The organism is Halobacillus litoralis (assembly GCF_009856355.1).
GTDB lineage: Bacteria > Bacillota > Bacilli > Bacillales > Halobacillaceae > Halobacillus > Halobacillus litoralis_B.
Map to the genome: position 1 here is coordinate 71841 of NZ_WMEW01000002.1, position 16913 is coordinate 88753.

Below are 16913 nucleotides of genomic sequence, written 5' to 3' on the forward strand. Positions count from 1 at the left end.
ATCATAAGGATAAGGTTATTAATCAGAATATTCAATGCTTTCTTCTCACAGATGGCCGGGAGCTTCAGCATAAGATTTCAAAGCTTCTTCAAATCGATCCCAAAACGAATGTTGATGAAGATGGACAGCAAAATGAACATTCGGAGGTTTTTTCGTAACCCCAAGGAGATCGACACTCGTCATGCCTTTCGTATATTCTCCTTTGGTCTCTATATCCACATGGACATGTTTGAATTCAAAAAGGTCTGGATTCATGAGATACATAGCTGTACAAGCATCGTGAATCGGCCCTGCTTCAAAATTGAATACATCCTTATAGGTTTTCGAAAAGAATTCCAGCAGCTCAAAAACGAAATGGGCTACAGGATGATCAACAGCAGCCACTCTGTCCATGACTTCTCTGTCTGCAAGCGCCAGGTGCGTTACATCAAGGCCGAACATTGCAATTGGAACACCGCTCTCAAATACAACCTCAGCGGCTTCAGCATCCACCCATATGTTGAATTCAGCGGCCGGGGTCCAGTTGCCGAACGTTCCTCCCCCCATCAGAACGATTTCTTCAACGTTTTCTTTTATCTTTGGTTCCTTCATAAGAGCAAGAGCGATGTTCGTCAAAGGACCTGTCGGAACTAATGTTATTTTCTGTTCAGATTCCAATACCTTCTCAATAATCAGATCGACGGCGTGTTGATCGACAGGCTTTCTTACCGGGACAGACGGAAGTTCAGGCCCGTCCAGTCCAGATTCACCGTGGAAATCCCCAGCCGTTACCTTTTTTCCAAGCAGGGGCTTTTCCGCCCCCATCGCTACCGGTACATCCAGCCCTATCATTTCACACACATTCAAAGCATTATATGTACATTTTTCCAAATCGATATTTCCTGCTACCGTTGTAATGGCTTCGATTTGCAGCGGACTTTCTTTGGATGCTGCCAAAATTATTGATATCGCATCATCATGACCGGGATCACAGTCTAAAATGACTTTCCTTTTCACGATAACCACCTCCACGCCTGTTGTTATGAATCAATGGAATAATTCGGATCCTTCTTGTCTGTTATAAGCATATGCCCGGGAGCATGGGTGATCATGATGGATGGACGCGCCTGCAGGGCAGCATTCTGCGGCGTCACCCCACATGCCCAGAACAAAGGTGTCATTTCATCGGTATCAAAGGTGACCGCCTCCCCGTAGTCCGGCTTTTGAAGATCAGTGATGCCAATTTCCTCCGGAGCACCGGCATGGACGGGTTCCCCATGGGAAGATTCGAAATCATGGGAGATCGCAAGAGCCTGATCGACTAAATGATTGGGAACAGCCCGCATGCTCACCACCATATTCCCTTTGAAAATACCCGCTTCTTGTAACGGAATGTTCGTATCAAACATGGGAACCACTTTGTTCTGCTCCTGGTGCAGCAGCGGAATTCCTCCGTCCAAAAGCGCTTTTTCAAAGGTAAAGGAACAGCCGATTAAAAACGTCACAAAATCGTCCTGCCAGACGTCATTCAAATGCAGAACTTCTTCTGAAAAGCTTCCGTTTCTATAAATACGGTAGCGTGGCAGATCGGTTCGAATATCTGCATCAGCCGCAGCCGGCCTGGACATACCCGCTTCCATCACTTCGACGATGGGACACGGTTTTGGGTTTCTCATACAGAATAAAAGAAAATCAAACGCATAGGCTTTCGGGAGTGTGACCATGTTGGTCTGTATGTATTGTTCACACAACCCCGAGGTTGTTCCCGTCATCTCCTGCCGGCGGATTTTCATTCGTGTTTCCAATGGATTCATACCAACACCCTCTCTCATCTATAGTTCCATTATAACGGAAACTGTCGAACTTTTTAAATCATTCTTAAGATTATGAGGTGAGGTCTGGTTATATAAAAAACCGGGAGAGGGCCCCCGGTTTTTTATCCCTTTATGTTATAAAGTCTGCCAGAAAGTTGAAAAAGGCGAGCCAGGCTAATGAAGCAGCACTCATAGCCAGTACAAAAATGGATAAGATGGGGTGGAAGCCTTTTTTATACTGTGCCTGAAAAATAAACAGGGCGGATACTACTATGCCCGCTGTAAAAGTAACACCGAACAACAGACTGATCCATCCTTCAAATGTGAAATCATACCGGAATATGATGGTAAGCATGTATAGAATATCTATAGCACCCAGAATAATTAAAAGAACTCTCTTCATCAGTAATCCTCCAATTTTCATCTGTAGTACTTCATCCTTTGCCTTTTTATAAAGAGAATAAACGTACGAATGTTCGCCGGAAGCACATAAGACAATCACCTGATTCCTCAGGTGATTGGGCTGTAGAAAACGTGAGATAACCAATTAGAGCTGCCCTTTCGTCGTGTGTAGGGTCACTTTCCACTTATCGATGGATGAATGCCGCGGGCACGCCCTCAGCGGACTTGGTCAGGAAGGTCACCTGCCCAAGTGGATCTTCGGCCCGTGCTGTTCCCGCAGGCATTACCACCGAACGCTCCTCGTGCCGACGTTAGAATAGATAGAAGAGAGTTTGTGCACGAAGCAGGTTCGCAGATTAAAAAGAACAGCATGGGCGGCGCTGCTGCCGCTTGCGTGGAAAAGAAAAAGGGAAAGCACAGGCGCTGATGACGGCTGCCTGTCGGAATATGAAAAAGACTGCCCTCCATCCAGCAAGGGTGAGCTGGGTAAAGGAGGGGCTTTTCGATTTTAAAAAATTCCCAAGGAGCGGTGCCCCTTTCACTGCTGCGGAAGAACGAGTGGCCCGGGATCGCCGAGCGTGGGTTTTGCGAGGAAGCTCGGGCGCTCGTCCGCGGAAAGGGAAGGGGCTTTCGCTCCTGGCGGTAAGAAAAAAGCTTGTAAAGAAACAGAGGGTTTCTCTACAAGCTGAGCACCTGATTCCTCAGGTGCTTTTCTCTTATAATAAAAACATGCCGGCAATACTGGCTGACAGGAAGTTGGCCAGCGTAGCAGCAAGAACAGCTTTAAGACCAAGATTGGCCACGTCTTTCCGCCTGTCAGGCGCAAGCCCTCCTAAAGCTCCAATCTGTACACCGATCCCGGACAAGCTTCCGAAACCGGTCAAGGCAAAGGTCGTCACGATTTCTGCCTTTGCGCTTAATTCGTCTTTCGCTTCACCAAGGCTTGAGAAAGCTACAAACTCATTGGCCATAATCTTCTCTCCGATAAAGCCGGCAGATCGTACAGCTTCTTCCCAGGGAACACCAATGACAAAAGCCAGTGGTGACAATACATACCCAAGCAGCTGCTGGATGGTGATGGAGAAGCCGAATAAACTGCCGAACCAGCTGACCATTCCGTTCATCAGGGCGAGAAGGGCGATAAAGGACAGCAGGATAGCTCCTATGTTCAAAGCGAGCCGCAGACCGGTCACAGCTCCATTGGCCACTGCATCAAACACGTTGGACGTATCACTGTCATCGGGGTTGACATCAGCAAATTCCTCAACGCGCGGTTCGGTCTCAGGCATAAACAATTTAGCCATCACAAGGGCTGCCGGTGCAGCCATAAAGGATGCGGCAAGCAGATACTCTACGTTAATGCCGAGAAGTGTATACCCCACAAGTGTTGAGCCGGCAATCGAAGTAAACCCACCAGTCATAACAGCAAATAACTCTGACTTCGATATCTTAGATATGAATGGACGGATCAATAATGGCGCCTCTGTCTGCCCGACGAATATGTTTCCTGCCGCATTGATGCTTTCCACCTTCGTCGTACCGAGGACTTTGGATAGGAAGCCCCCGATCAGCTTAATCACAACCTGCATAATGCCCAGGTGATACAGGACCGCGATCAGGGAACTGAAGAAGATAATGGTCGGCAGAACTTGAAAGGCAAATAACATACCCATCCCTTCCTGGTTGATCAAAGGCCCATAAAGAAAACCGATGCCTTCTTCTGTATATCCGATTAATTTACTAACCCCGGCCGACATGGCTCCAAGAAGCTTCTGCCCGCCGCTCGTTGCAAAAACTAAAAAGGCGAAAGATACTTGGAGCAAAAGCCCCGCAGCCACTGTTCTCCACCGGATCGCCTTCCGGTTTGTTGAAAATAACAAAGCCAGAATGAAGACGATAGTCACTCCGCCTAATCCCCATAAGATGTTTGTCATGTTGAATCCCCTCTTCCTTTTCCACTGGTTCATTTACTGCCGTTTCGAACTAAAGGATAAATGATACCAGTTGAAAAAAAGTGCCGCAATAGGTTTATAACAAGTAAGAATTGTCCGATAATGCAAAAAAAATGGACCCCTGTAATGGGATCCATTTTCATTAAGAAGCTTCCTCTTCATAGGTTTTGTTCAGATCACGTCCGGACAGGATCCAGCCCCCGACAGCGACCCCGAGTAAAACGGTCCAGAAGATCACCGTCCATACGAGACCGTGTGCGAAATGTTCATTTAATACACCGACATCCTGGTGAGATAACGTAATAACCGCAAGCTTCACCCCGACCCATGCCACAATAAGATAAGCCGTCGTTTCCAGACTTGGACGGGTTTCTAAAAGCTTTACGAACCACGTTGCAGCAAATTTAATCAGGATCAAACCGGCAATACCTGCTGTTATAACCACAATGAATTTTCCACCATCCATACCACCGATCAACGGAAGTGGTGAATCCGGAAGAGCGAGGGCCAGCGCTACAGCTGCAAGGATGGAGTCAATGGCAAACACAAGGTCGGCAAACCCGATTTTAATCACTGTCGGCCAGAAGCCCCTTCCTTTTCCTTCCTGAGATCCTTCCTCGTCGTTCTCCCTTGTTAAAATGTTTTTTAAGCCAAGGTAGATCAAGTAAGCTGCCCCAAGCGCCTGCACCTGCCAGACAGTGGCGATGAAGGATATCGCAAATAACGCACTGAATCGAAAAACAAACGCACCGATGATTCCATAATTGATCGCCCGTTTCTTCTGATCCTCCGGCAGATGTTTAGCAATGACCGCAAGGACCAGAGCGTTATCCGCTGATAAAAGCCCCTCCAAGCCGATTAAGATTAAGAGTGTCCACCCGTATTCAATCCAGATTGATTCCATGTTTTTTCCCCTTCCTGATGATCGCTCCTGTATGTATGACAGAAGCGCACAAAAAGACCTTTACCTCGATTGGTAAAGGTCCTGCCGGCAGCATGAATGCCGCCGGTAAAGCCGCAATCTCCAACCTTTGAAATGACGACTTTACTATGTAACCCATTTCCCTTTATAACTACTAAAACTATAGCAGAATGGTAGAGAAGCGGTCAATCCAGTAGAAAAGCTATACCCGGCATAAAGAGGCGTTCCCATGAAGCTCCTTGTTCACTTCTTTGGCGATCATGATAGAAATCCTCTCCTGCGATTCTTCTGTCAAACCAGCGATGTGAGGAGTCAACGTCACATGGGGAGCCTGCAGAAGAGGATTTTCAGGATGGATGGGTTCATTTTCCAGCACATCCAGAAAGGCGCCCGCCAAACGCCTGTCCTGCAAAGCTTCAGCCAGATCCGTCTCTTTGACGATACCACCGCGGGCGGTATTGATGAGGCATGCAGAAGGTTTCATCAACCCGATGGCTTTCCGGTCAATCAAATGCTTTGTTGCCGTGTTTAATGGAACATGAATAGACAGGAAATCCGATTCTCCCAGCACGTCGTACCATTCTTTTTTCACAATGCCTGTTTCATCGATCATATAATCGTATTCTGTACGAAATGGATCGTATCCGATCACGTTCATGCCGAAAGCTTTTGCCCGTTTTGCTGTCCGGTGCGAAATTTCTCCAAGACCGATCAAACCGAGTGTCTTTCCGTTGATTTCATATCCGGTATGGACCCTGCGCTCCCATTTCCCTTCAGCCACCCCTTTATGGGCTTCATGAAGGGGGCGGCGGAAACTAAGAACCGCCTGCATGACATACTCCGCTACCGAAACCGCATTGGCATTTCTGGCCGAGATGACAGCCACTCCTCTTTTTTCCGTTTCATCCAGATCAATATTGTCCAGCCCTACGCCTAAGCGGCCGATGACTTTAAGGTTTGGTGCGTGATTCAGCAGTTCCTCATCCACCTGTGTCTGGTTCCGGACAATTAAAGCCTCTGCATCCGGGAGGTGCGCAAGGAATTCCTTTCGATTCGCATACCATTTTTGGTCATAAGCTACGGTATGTCCCTGACGTTCAAGTACCTCAATTCCTTCCGTCCATATCACTTCACTAATTAAGATCTTCACAGCTCTCCACCTCTTTCCAACGTTAACTAAATTAAAACATGTTGTCGAAAAAGGGACAAAGCATGACGATTCATTTATAGAAATTGAAGGAAGAGCAGGACAGCGTTTTGAAGCACGAAAAACCCAAGCAGAAACCAGCTGTACCGATCGAAGGTGCCTGGAAGAATGGAATACCCTTCTTCGTCTTCTACATGGTTTTCCCTTTTCAAAGCTTTGATCTGTCCGGCTACCGTATACCTCGTTTTACTTGAAGGAGGGAGGAAACAGCTGATTACATATCCTACAGCAAAACTACTGATGAAACCGATCGGGTAGTTCCAAAGCCAGTTGACGATATCAAGAGAGGCACTCCAGGTCGTGATCACAATCCCTACGATAAACCCGGAGGCTGCTCCATAATCGTGGCCACGTGTGGTGAACATGCCAAGAAAAAACAGGGCGAGCATCGGACCGGAAAAATAGGATAGATAGCTGCCCACCACTTCAAGGATGGATGCGGTCGTACCTGCAAAAGCCAGCAGAGTAAAACCAATAAGAAGGAGGCCGAATACGACAGTGAATGTCATCGATACCTTCAATCCAGCTTCTTCCCTGGTAAAAAACTTTTCATAAACATCCTTCACAAAAACCGTGGTGACAGAATTCAGGACCGAATCGATACTGGACATCGCTGCGGCAAAAACACCAGCAATGATCAATCCAAGAATACCCACGGGAATTTGTCCAGCTATAAATTCAATCATTACTTCATTCGAGTTCCTAAATGATTGTCCATCAAAAGATATAAACAACAAAACGCCGATTATCATAAAGGCGAAATACGTCACATTCATAATCACACCACTGAAACACAGGGACTTTTTGACTTCCTGGATAGATTTCGCTGCAAACATCCGCTGTGTCTGGGTTTGATCGGCCGCATAATACTTCAACCATAAAAAACCGCCCCCGATCAATGCTGCCCACCCACCGTTCTCAAGCTTAAAATCCAATGAAAAATCCAGGGAATCCAGTTTCCCAGCCGCTTCAGCCGTATGATAAGACTCCATAAAGTCCAGTTGAAGTTCAGACAAAATAATGAAGAAAGAAACAGCAAGCCCACCCCACAGGACAACCATCTGAACCGCATCTGTCCAGATAACCGCTTTGATACCGCCTAACAGCGTATAAACAATAGAAATCAAAACGACGAGGGGTACGACTGCAAACAAAGACCACCCTGTAAACGTAGTGATGATCAGTGACGGGATAAACAGAAATGACCCAACCTGGATAAGGTTTGAGGCTGTAAATCCAATCACGGCGAGCATACGGCTCCATCCTCCAAGTCTTAACTCTATGTATTCATAAATACTCGTTACATCCAGATTATAAAAAAATGGAAGAAAGACAGATAAAGTAACTATCATTACAAGAGGGATGCTGTAGTTAAGCATAAAAGCAATTAATCCCGACTCATATCCCCAGCCGGTTCCTCCGATAAAACCGTTGGCACTTACAGTTGTAGCTGCGATCGAAAGCGCAATCGGAAGGGTAGCCACCGACCTGCCTCCAATAAAATAATCTTTCTGGCTTTTATTGTTTCTCCCAAGCTTCCAGCCAAGCCAAACCAACCCGGCAAGATAAATCACCACAATACTTACATCCAAACCATGCATAACAAACTCCATCCCCTCAGGCACATACAATTCCTGCTTCATATCCCAACAAATACCACATAGAAGCAGGTAACCCTTCTTTAACACGCTCTATCAGAATTGAAACGATTCCTGACCCATCCAGGGAAAGGGAACGCACATTCGGTTATTTAGCCCTCTTTCCTAAGGCTCAGAAAAATACGGGTCCGATCATGAACCGGGCCGAAAGACTCTGTCAATCCACAATAAAAAAACTGCAGCATCACTCGTGATGCTGCAGCTATATGAAAAATAATGGGGACCTTGTCATATAAGACCGCCCCATACACCAAGTTTTCAAAAAGTGAAACCCAGAAAAACTCTTCAATTACCTGAAGGAATCCGCCACATGTATAAGGTCGTCTTTAGATAAACCTTCCAAGTGACCTTCAAGTTTATAGGTAATCGATGCTACCGTCCATTTCAAATACTGTCTGTATTTATCAACAGCATATTGTGCGGTAAGGTCACCAACCGACAGATCTTCCGTTTTCTTTCCCTCAAGAAGGAGATCTCCGCCCTTCATAGTGGTCAAAGTCAAGGATTCACCCGTTTCCCCATGAAAAACAAAGGTTAGCCGCTTGTCTTTCTGCTCCTTTGTTCCGGGCTTTATCTCGACCCCGTCCACTTCAAAAGGCATAACCTCAGGATATTGAGGTTGATAAGCTTCATCAGAAGCCCGTTCCTCCAAAGTGGAGTGATCATATTCATAGAAACCGTCAGCTGTTTCTTTAACTGTATCGAATGCATGAACAAGAGCTTGTCCCTCAGTAAAGTAAATCCTTGTAATTTCCCCGTCTTCGTTCGTATTTACCCTTCCCCGAACCTCTGCCGTTTCCCCATTACTAACATTCACCTGGTAATCAAAAATATAATCGGTTTGAACGTCACTCTGCTGAATATCCCTATTCTCCACTTCCATCTTCACATTACTGCGAAACGCTCTTTGATGATAGCTGGTCAGCAGGTTGGTTTTCATCGCCCGATTCATATAGTCCTCCGTAAAGTAGGGTTTAAACTTATCTGTGTAATACGTGTTAATCTCGTCATAACGGCCGTTTTCATAATGCTCCTTTACTTCTTCCCCGGGCCCTGAGAACAGGTGGGTCAGTACTTGATCAATATCATCCTTCGTTGTGCTTTTTTCTTCCGAAAGGTCTCCGGATGACTGGGAAGACGCACAGCCTGCAGTTACGAACACCACGACAAAGATAAATATTAATTTTTTGATCATGAAACAACCTCCAGATAGCTTTCTTTCCTATTTTTACGACTTTCGCAGGCTATTTGTTTCAATTCTAGTAAATTATTCCTTATTTAAGATGGTATGAAACCGATCTGAATAAAAGTTCAACAAAAAAACAAGGAAGCGGATTGATCCATCCGCTTCCCTGTTTCCCCTTCTATTCATGCTGCTTCTTTCTTCCGAAATGGAAAATTCCAACTAAAATTCCAAGGGCAGTCATACATAAAGCGAGTATAAGTCCTGCCCATGGGCCGACGCCTGCTATGAATGGGACAGAAAGTGCGGTAACAAGACCGCCTCCTAGAAATGGTTCATAAACGAGCTGCTTGTATCCGAAAGCCTCGAAGGCAGGGGATTCATTATCCGGATCGACGATGCGCATTAATAGAAGCCCCGTTGCTGTTACACCCATGGATTGACCAAAATCGCCGATCCCCCGTTCAAACCAATAATTTGGTATAATTTTTGGGGCTAGGAAAATAAAGCTGAAGAGGTTCCATGAAATGCCGGCCACCGCCAAAATTAAGAAGGGCACTAGATAGTCGCCGATTACTTCCAGGGATACTGTAGCGATGGCTGAGATAATTAACAAGTCCAGAGCGAGCCCTTGGATACGGTTCACCATTCTCCGATCAATCAAGTTGTACTTGTCATTTTTATTAAAGAAGATCTGAATAATAATACCGCCGAACATCGCAACTGGAAACAATGGAATGTATTTCATAAAGCTCGATCCCGTCCAATTGGCAATTGTGATGCTCTCAAGACCGATCAATCCCTGTAAAATGCCCCAGCCGATTAAAATAGCGACCATAATGATGGACAGATGAAAGGACAGCGGCTCGATCGATTCAGGACGGAGGGTCATCTTACCTGCAGGTTCACGATTCTGATATTCCATGATCCCACTCTTACGCAGTTCAGAAAAACCGTCCACATCCTTGATGACTTCGGTCTTGTTATTCCGGACTGCCCAGTTAATCAAAATAATACCGAAGATGACCCCTGATAGAACCCCCACCGTTGCCAGGCCGATAGCTAAATCAAAGGCTTCTGAAAAGCCGAGCTCTTCAAATGTACTCGCCATTCCTGCTGCTGTACCGTGTCCTCCTTCAAAAGCCACTTCAATAAGAGCACCGGCCATCGCAGGTATATCGAAAAACGGTGTTAGAACGAGCAGGACAACTAACAAGCCGATCACATACTGCCCCCACCCGACTGCCCATCCGAAGGCAAGCTGAGGGCCGCCGTAAGTCCAGACATCTTTCAGCTTCGGCATCGCCGCTCCTAAAAAGAGAGAAGCGAAAACCACGTTAATCATTAACCCAGGAAGGGCTGACCAAACCTGGATGATCGTATCTGTCATAATACCGTTCGTTAAGAAATGCCCCTCTGATACGAATAGAGCAGCGATTTTACCAAGCACCTGCGGCCCTAATAATAAAGCAATAAAGCCTCCGATAATCGATGCCGGCAGAAAAAGGTCCTGAAATATTTTTACTTTTACTCTGATAATTTTCCCGATGATAAGAAATACACCAATGTATAATAGCGCAAAACCTATTTGTTCCGGACTCATTATCCCATCACCCCGCTGTTAACTTGAATTTTTATGTCTAACCTTTTCGTCCGATTCCCGGTAAAAAAAGAGTTTTAAACACGAATAAAAAAAGAAAGACTTTTCAATTATTTCTTTGAAAAGTCTTTTTTCCTTCGATCTCCCAGGGTAGATTTTATCCCCACCTGTCATGGAAATCATCAAGTGACCTTGGATCCGCTGACAGACGCTTTTCATAAACAAAACGATGAATAGAAAAGAAAGTTCATCGTCTTCCCCATATTTCCAGATGCTGTGATAACCATCCATACCCCCTTACACATTTGTTCATAGAATGAAATATCTTGATTGTTAAGGAGGTGTACAATATGCACCATAAATCCTGTAGAAAGGACGACCATTCCGATGTTGATGTCATTACCTGCAGCTGCTGTGTTACTGGACTAGCCAACATCATTACAAACCGCTTCCGCTGCGGAGATACGATCGGGGTCACATTTTTCGTCGAAGAAGGAGCAGGGATCTTTGTAGGTAGATATCGAGGGTTGGAGGACTATGTTCTTGAAATCGATGATTTACTTGTGCCTGGGACAACCAGTTTTATTCCTCTCTGTGATATAGGAAGTGTTGAAAAAGGGCTTCCTCTGCAAGAAGAGCCTATGCAGATCAGCAAGGTTACCAGAAATACGCCGTAACCTGTTGAAGGAACAGCAGCTCTTTTCAGACCATTCATCTTAACGCAGAAAAAGGGAGCCACGAATATCGTGCTCCCTTTTCTGCGTTAAGATGACAATCACATTCTTCCGTCCTGCTTATTGTTTCTTCATCAGAGGATCCAGCTCGGCCAGTAAACGATGCGTTTCCTGCAGCAATTCTTGATATTGGACAAAGACTCCGATAATCACAGCTGTGTACATACCTGCAGTCCCTATAAAAAAGACCCAGTTCCATAAGGGGCTGAACGTGGACGTCTCCTCTTTTATATTGAATTTCATCTTGAATAATGCAAATAGAGGAAAATAAGACAGGAGTAAGAGAAGGGAAACGACAGACGCATAAGTATTTTTTATTTGTCTCTCTTTTATCCAAACAGAAGTGAGCACTTCTGTTTTTTCATCAAGTGACCTGTCATTTATATAGGATTGGTGAACGGTTTGACCTTTCCAACCATATTCCTCGATCAACGTCCCCTTGTGAGAGGTTTCTTTAACGCCGACACCAAAAGGAGGTTGAGTATCTCCTAATGATATAAACTGATAAACAACAAAAATAAGAATGATAAACAGAATATGGAATACTTTAAGGATGTCCTCACTCCCTGTCCAAAAGAATAGAAACGAGGATTCCACTTTATCCTGGATTTCAAGCAGGCTCAAGGCACCAAGGAGCCATGAACAGTGCCGGTCACCTTTCCCGGATTTAATCCAGGGCTGCTTCCATCAGCTTGTAAAAGTACTGTGGATCCCCTGTATGAAAATACTCATACCATGCTGCAAGAGCGGTTTCGGAAAAGACCTGTAACTCCTCAAGAATCAGTTTGGCGAAGAGGAGAGCTCCTGCAGAACCTGCCGTTATTAAATGGCTGTCCGCTACAGCTTTTTCTTCTTTGTAATAAGCCTCGCCATTATAATTTGAACTGAACATCTTTAGATAATCAAGACTGTTACTCGTATGAACACGGTTGTTTAATACCCCTTCATCGGCAAGCCTCATTGTTGCAACACAGACAGCCGCAACGGTCCCCCCGCTATCCAAAAGCTCAGCCGCCTTTTTCATCACTGGTTTATGTATAGGATCCTTCCATGTGTCCGCTCCCGGCAGCAGCAGAACGGTTTTAGGAGAAGTCAGGATTTCTTCCGTTGTTATTTCCGGGGTTACCCTCATCCCCCCTTTCGTTGTAACGGCTTTCCCACTGGCACCTGCCACTTGAAGCGATACATTCTCCACCCCTTTTTTGAAGTACTGTCCTGAGTTCAACTCGGCGGTTACAAAGCCAAGTTCCCAATCTGCTAATGTATCTAAAGCATAAACATAGACGTCCACCCGATGCCACACCCCCTATTCTTTTATTTTCCCTTCCCTCCAATGATCCATGCAGGAACGGCAAACATCACCAAAAAGAAACTAAGCAGGGCATAAGCCCCACCTTCAAACCCTCTGATATGAATAAAGCCGATATAAAAAAGGATGACAGCGGACAGCATCAATAAAAAACCAGGTACTAGTCTGGTAAAAAGAGAAAAACCTCTTTTCCGGAACCACCCTGCGGTTAATAAAAGAATGCTCCCAGGCAGCAGAGATAAAAATAAAGGTCCAAACAGCATCATAAGAAGACCTCCCTGTATATGTTCTCAACTTTTGTTTCAGAGGAATTTATTTTTGTCCTTCTCCTTACCGGCTGAATGATAAAAGGTGATCTCAAATGTGATAAAGCCTGCTGTAAAGGCTGCTAAATGCGGAGAAGGCGAATGAATAACCAAGAAAAACAGGAAGAAAAGGACAAATGAAATCAAACCCGCTGATATGGAGTTCTTTACGTATTCCCCCTCATCTTCATACCTCCTTACTTCATGTACGCATGACCCTGTGTTAAGTTTCATAAAATAGAAAAAACATCCAAATATAAGGATCCATTCGAAATGGAACTCCATTAAGCGAAAGGCATCCATTTTTCCAGGTCTCTACTTTATCCACCCTGACTCGGATTTTTCACACCTCTTTATGCTGAACTCAGAAGAAAAACAGGATATTTTTTCCGAAAATTCTATTGATTCTCATTATATTTTCCTGTATTGTAAAACGCAAGCGAATGATAAATGCTTAATTACCGGATCAACTTACTTTAAACTACATATGAACTTATCCAGAGAGGTGTAGGGACTGGCCCATTGATACCTCAGCAACCAGCCTTTGGCACGGTGCTAAATCCAGAAGACAGTTTTACTGTCTGGAAGATAAGGAGTCTCAGACGAAATGAAGGACCCCTTATCCAAGGAGGTCCTTTTTTAATGGGAAAGAATTCCATAATTTCAGTAAAAGACAATTCACTCAAGAAATGGGAGTCAGCATCGTCCTCCATTGAGGATGAGCTTTCTAATATATTGATCAATACAAAATGGAAAGGTTGTTGTAAAATGAAACGTTCATTAGAGCAGAGGCTGCAGGATGGACCCGTCATTTGCGGGGAAGGTTATTTGTTTGAACTGGAGCGCCGTGGTTATTTACAGGCGGGTTCCTTTGTACCAGAAGTAGCTCTGGATAATCCACAGGCACTGAAACAGACCTACCGAGACTATATGCTGGCAGGTTCTGACGTTGTGTTAGCTTTCACGTATAACGGTCACCGTGAAAAAATGAGAATCATTGGAAAAGAAGAATTACTGGAGCCTCTCAATCGTCAGGCTATCCGTCTTGCGAAAGAGGTGGCTCAGGAGCATCCAGAGGAAGAAGCTCTTGTGGCTGGTAACGTTTCCAATACCAACCTGTTCAACCCGGAGGATCCTGAATCCATCAGAAAAACAAGAAGCATGTTTGCAGAAATGATCAAGTGGTGCAAGGAGGAAGGCGTAGACTTTGTGAATGGCGAAACCTTCTATTATTACGAGGAAGCATTAATTGCTCTCGAAGAAATTCAAAAGCAGGATCTTCCTGCTGTCATTACATTCGGGTTAATGGGTGAAAATGTTCTGCGGGACGGTTATGAAGTTGAAGAAGCGTGCCGCCTGTTGAAAGAAAAAGGAGCGCTTGTCGTAGGGATGAACTGTTTCCGTGGACCGGCAACGATGCAGCCGTTCATAGAGAAAATCCGCAACACAGTGGACGGTTATGTAGGAGCTCTCCCAATCCCATACCGTACAACAGAGGAACATCCTACATTCTTCAACCTGCCGGATGGTGGCTGTGCCTGCACACTACCAACGGAAACAACGTTCCCAACGTCTCTGGATCCGCTCTATACGAACCGCTATGAACTGGCTGAATGGGCTAAGGAAGCTCACGGGATCGGTGTGAACTACCTGGGACTTTGCTGTGGAGCCTCTCCGGCCATGCTTCGTGAAGTAGCCGAAACAGTCGGACGTACAGCTGTAAACTCTACGTACTCCCCCGATATGGAAAAACACTTCCTATTCGGCAGTGACGACACTTTGCAGGATCATATTACTTCGTACAAAACAAAAGCCTAAGTAAAACCGCCTGTCCTCGAACCTGGACAGGCGGTTTTTTACAGAGTACTCTTCAGGATACCTTTTTCTTTAAATCATAATCATTAACGGAGTGAAGGTATAACCGATTACAACTCTTTCTTCCTATATAATGTCCGGCCTTCTTTGATCGTTTCCTCAATTTGTATATCCTTAATCTCCATCGGATCCACTTGGAGCGGATTTTTGTCGAGAATAACCAAATCTGCCAACTTTCCTTGTTTAAGGCTGCCTTTCACCTCTTCCTCACCATACTGATAGGCTGCATGAATCGTGACCGCTTGAAGGGCCTCATATATCGTGATGCGCTGTTCTGCTCCAATGGTTATTCCTGTTCTTGTCTTTCTGTTCACAGCACTCCAGATGGTTTGAAGCATATCCGGCTTGATAACAGGAGCGTCCTGATGGAAATTGACAGGGAGTCCTCTTTCTATAGCTGATTTAGCCGGACTGATCCGATGACCACGTTCTTCTCCGAGGTTTCTCAAGTGGACATCTCCCCAGAAGTATGTGTGGTCAATGAACATGGATGGAATCATTCCGATCTCGTTCATTTCATCGAGCTGGTCATCCCGTACCGTCTGGCAGTGTATCATGACTGGTCTGAGTGCTTCTTTTTCAGGTTGTTCTGTTTCTGCCAGAGCAGCTTTGTAGCTTCCCAGCAGCTGGTCGGCGGCTGCGTCACCATTGCAGTGGGTCAGCAGTTGGACATTGTCTTGCACTGCCTGTTTTGTAAACTGCTTCACCTGCTCATCGTTGTACCAGGCACTCCCTCTATAGGTTTCTTCTCCTTCATATGGTTCCGTAAGCCAGGCTGTTTTTCCCTGGGGAGACCCGTCCAAGAACATTTTGTACCCACCCAGTTTAAAGCGTTTATGGTACTGTTTCGCATGAAGGGGGCTGGATTTGAAGATCTCATTCGGATTTGTGTCCATCAGAGGATAGGAAACGACATCAATGACCAGCCGGTCCTGCTCAGCTAATGCCTTACACACTTCGACAAGTTGCGGAGTAGCAGCTCCATCCTGCACAGTCGTTATTCCATTCTGTATATAAACGTCCTGTCCTTCTTCCACCAGCTTCAAATAATCCAGTTCCATTCCTTTTTGTAGATAGGGCTGGATCAACGAAAGACTTGTTTCCTCAACATATCCGTTTGGTTCCATACTGTCTGCCATACGGCCGATGGTTCCGCCTTCCACTTCCTCAGTTTCAGAATCAACACCTGCCATCTGTAGTAGAGCATCGTTGGCACAACCCATATGAGCGGAAGCGTGAAAGACGAATACCGGTTGTTCTGTCACTTGGTTCAGGACCTCCTTGGTAGGGTGCTGCCCCTCCTCCAAGATGGTGTGGTCATACCCAAAACCAATAATCACTTCGCCTTGTTCATCCCCCTGCTGCTCGATGTACTGACTAAGTACGCGTTTTACATCTTCAAAATTTTCGCAGCCGCTTAAGTCAGCCATCCGGGAAACCGGCCCTACAAAGGAAATGTGTCCATGTGGATCAATAAACGAGGGCATCAATGTTTTCCCTTTCAAATTGACTTTTTCCACCTGTGACATTTGTACTTTCTTTTCTACTTCTTGAAGAGAACCCTTATGTTTGATCCGCCCATCCTCTATCAAGATGGATTCGACAATCGTATGTTCCTCTTCCATAGTTAATATGTTTCCTCCGTAGTAAATGGTCTGCATGATCATGTCTCCTCTCGTGGTCGTCTCGTTCATGTGGAATGGATTCCAATAGTAATCTGCCCAATTTTTTCCTACAGCAATGAAGAGGAAAGTATAACATGAAGAGAAAATGACCAAAAAGAGACTTTACACCGGGTTCATTGCTACTACCTTTTCATGGCCATGCACTTGTTCATAAATCCTTGGATTTACTTAACGAGTGCCGTCCTACGTCTTGTTTTAAGTTGGAAACACGCCCCTCCCCCTCCCAGGAAGGTTGTTATAAACGCATCCTAATGCATCATTCTGTTGAAAAAGAGATCACTGGAAGCT

The 16913-nt window shown here is 45.3% G+C and carries 15 protein-coding genes and 1 riboswitch; of the genes, 2 read left to right on the forward strand and 13 right to left on the reverse strand.

The window, feature by feature from the left end; translation table 11 throughout:
* Positions 1-45: 45 nt before the first annotated feature.
* The 9 genes from GLV97_RS04170 to GLV97_RS04210 form a co-directional block, all read right to left on the reverse strand.
* On the reverse strand, positions 46-996 hold the full coding sequence (locus GLV97_RS04170) for a nucleoside hydrolase (RefSeq protein WP_337194077.1): 951 nt from the start codon (positions 994-996) through the stop codon (positions 46-48).
* Between the two features lie 23 nt (positions 997-1019).
* Positions 1020-1793 carry a putative hydro-lyase gene (locus GLV97_RS04175; protein WP_160889116.1) on the reverse strand — a complete coding sequence of 258 codons (774 nt, stop codon included), beginning with the start codon at positions 1791-1793 and terminating at the stop codon, positions 1020-1022.
* 130 nt (positions 1794-1923) lie between these two features.
* Positions 1924-2196: a hypothetical protein gene (locus tag GLV97_RS04180; RefSeq protein ID WP_160835986.1), complete on the reverse strand. Its 273-nt coding sequence runs from the start codon at positions 2194-2196 to the stop codon at positions 1924-1926.
* A 715-nt stretch (positions 2197-2911) separates the two neighbouring features.
* Positions 2912-4129 carry a NupC/NupG family nucleoside CNT transporter gene (locus GLV97_RS04185; protein WP_160835987.1) on the reverse strand — a complete coding sequence of 406 codons (1218 nt, stop codon included), beginning with the start codon at positions 4127-4129 and terminating at the stop codon, positions 2912-2914.
* Positions 4130-4289: 160 nt separating this feature from the next.
* Positions 4290-5051 (reverse strand): TerC family protein, encoded by a 762-nt coding sequence (locus GLV97_RS04190; RefSeq protein WP_160835988.1) that lies wholly within the window; start codon positions 5049-5051, stop codon positions 4290-4292.
* 220 nt (positions 5052-5271) lie between these two features.
* On the reverse strand, positions 5272-6219 hold the full coding sequence (locus GLV97_RS04195; protein WP_160840494.1) for an NAD(P)-dependent oxidoreductase: 948 nt from the start codon (positions 6217-6219) through the stop codon (positions 5272-5274).
* Between the two features lie 74 nt (positions 6220-6293).
* Entirely contained in the window at positions 6294-7877 is a 1584-nt protein-coding gene (locus GLV97_RS04200; protein ID WP_202410574.1) for a sodium:solute symporter family transporter, read from the reverse strand.
* 346 nt (positions 7878-8223) lie between these two features.
* Positions 8224-9129 carry a DUF4367 domain-containing protein gene (locus tag GLV97_RS04205; RefSeq protein WP_160889117.1) on the reverse strand — a complete coding sequence of 302 codons (906 nt, stop codon included), beginning with the start codon at positions 9127-9129 and terminating at the stop codon, positions 8224-8226.
* A 169-nt stretch (positions 9130-9298) separates the two neighbouring features.
* Positions 9299-10720, reverse strand: coding sequence for a sodium/glutamate symporter (locus GLV97_RS04210; protein WP_160889118.1), 1422 nt, complete (start codon positions 10718-10720; stop codon positions 9299-9301).
* 347 nt (positions 10721-11067) lie between these two features.
* Here GLV97_RS04210 and GLV97_RS04215 point away from each other — a divergent pair, with 347 nt between their 5' ends.
* On the forward strand, positions 11068-11394 hold the full coding sequence (locus GLV97_RS04215) for a hypothetical protein (RefSeq protein WP_160835992.1): 327 nt from the start codon (positions 11068-11070) through the stop codon (positions 11392-11394).
* A 117-nt stretch (positions 11395-11511) separates the two neighbouring features.
* Here the strand turns inward: GLV97_RS04215 and GLV97_RS04220 are convergent, their stop codons facing one another.
* Genes GLV97_RS04220 through GLV97_RS19755 form a run of 3 tightly spaced genes read right to left on the reverse strand, consistent with a single transcriptional unit; the run spans position 11512 to position 13026 of the window.
* Positions 11512-12075 (reverse strand): hypothetical protein, encoded by a 564-nt coding sequence (locus GLV97_RS04220; RefSeq protein WP_160889119.1) that lies wholly within the window; start codon positions 12073-12075, stop codon positions 11512-11514.
* Positions 12076-12118: 43 nt separating this feature from the next.
* A complete protein-coding gene (locus GLV97_RS04225; RefSeq protein WP_160889120.1) occupies positions 12119-12742 on the reverse strand; it encodes a DJ-1/PfpI family protein in 624 nt (207 codons plus the stop codon).
* A 23-nt stretch (positions 12743-12765) separates the two neighbouring features.
* A complete protein-coding gene (locus tag GLV97_RS19755) occupies positions 12766-13026 on the reverse strand; it encodes a hypothetical protein (RefSeq protein ID WP_202410575.1) in 261 nt (86 codons plus the stop codon).
* A 529-nt stretch (positions 13027-13555) separates the two neighbouring features.
* Positions 13556-13660: riboswitch (SAM riboswitch) on the forward strand.
* Between the two features lie 173 nt (positions 13661-13833).
* Here GLV97_RS19755 and GLV97_RS04230 point away from each other — a divergent pair.
* The gene (locus GLV97_RS04230; protein ID WP_160889121.1) at positions 13834-14883 is read left to right on the forward strand and encodes a homocysteine S-methyltransferase family protein; all 1050 of its coding nucleotides are present in this window, start codon (positions 13834-13836) and stop codon (positions 14881-14883) included.
* A 107-nt stretch (positions 14884-14990) separates the two neighbouring features.
* On the opposite strand, the gene GLV97_RS04235 is transcribed toward GLV97_RS04230, so the two are convergent.
* Positions 14991-16601 (reverse strand): amidohydrolase, encoded by a 1611-nt coding sequence (locus tag GLV97_RS04235; RefSeq protein WP_160889122.1) that lies wholly within the window; start codon positions 16599-16601, stop codon positions 14991-14993.
* Positions 16602-16913 lie beyond the last annotated feature (312 nt).